Source organism: Stenotrophomonas maltophilia group sp. RNC7 (assembly GCF_030910085.1).
Taxonomy (GTDB): Bacteria; Pseudomonadota; Gammaproteobacteria; order Xanthomonadales; family Xanthomonadaceae; genus Stenotrophomonas; species Stenotrophomonas sepilia.
This window is the reverse complement of the sequence record NZ_JAVFVN010000663.1, coordinates 1-450: the sequence shown is the minus strand read 5'-3', so window position 1 is coordinate 450 and position 450 is coordinate 1. Positions and strand designations below refer to the sequence as shown.

The window sequence follows — 450 nt, the reverse complement described above, 5'->3', positions numbered from 1 at the left end:
CTGTCCATGCTCCCCCGGGAGTCCCCCAGCGCCGGCGGCACGACGCCACCCGTGACAGCATAGCCGGTCCGCGGGACATCGCAGACACCGGAAATGGCGCTCCCGCCGGACAGGCCCGGCCGGATCCACGCGGCCTCGGATCGCACGGGCCGGGCGGGCCCCGGGCGGCCGGGCCGCTTACTTGGTGGTGTAGCCCCCGTTGATCAGGATGGTCTGGCCGGTGATCCACCAGCCATCGCTGACCAGGTGGCGGATGAACGGCACCACGTCCTCGATGTCGGTCAGGCCGGTCTTGGAGAACGGCGACAGCGCGGCGGCGGTCTTGTGGTACGCCACGGCATCGGCGCCTTCGGCCGGATAGAAGAACGGCGTGTCCATCGGGCCGGGGCCGACGGCCGTCACCGAGATGCCGCGCGCGCCGAATTCCTTGGCGGCCGCGCGCGTGTAGTG

At 72.0% G+C, this 450-nt stretch carries 1 protein-coding gene; it reads right to left on the bottom strand.

All coding sequences use genetic code 11. The annotated features are described in order from the left end of the window. Positions 1-177: 177 nt before the first annotated feature. On the bottom strand, positions 178-450 hold a 273-nt coding region (locus RCF13_RS13610; RefSeq protein ID WP_308141254.1), incomplete at its 5' end, for an SDR family oxidoreductase.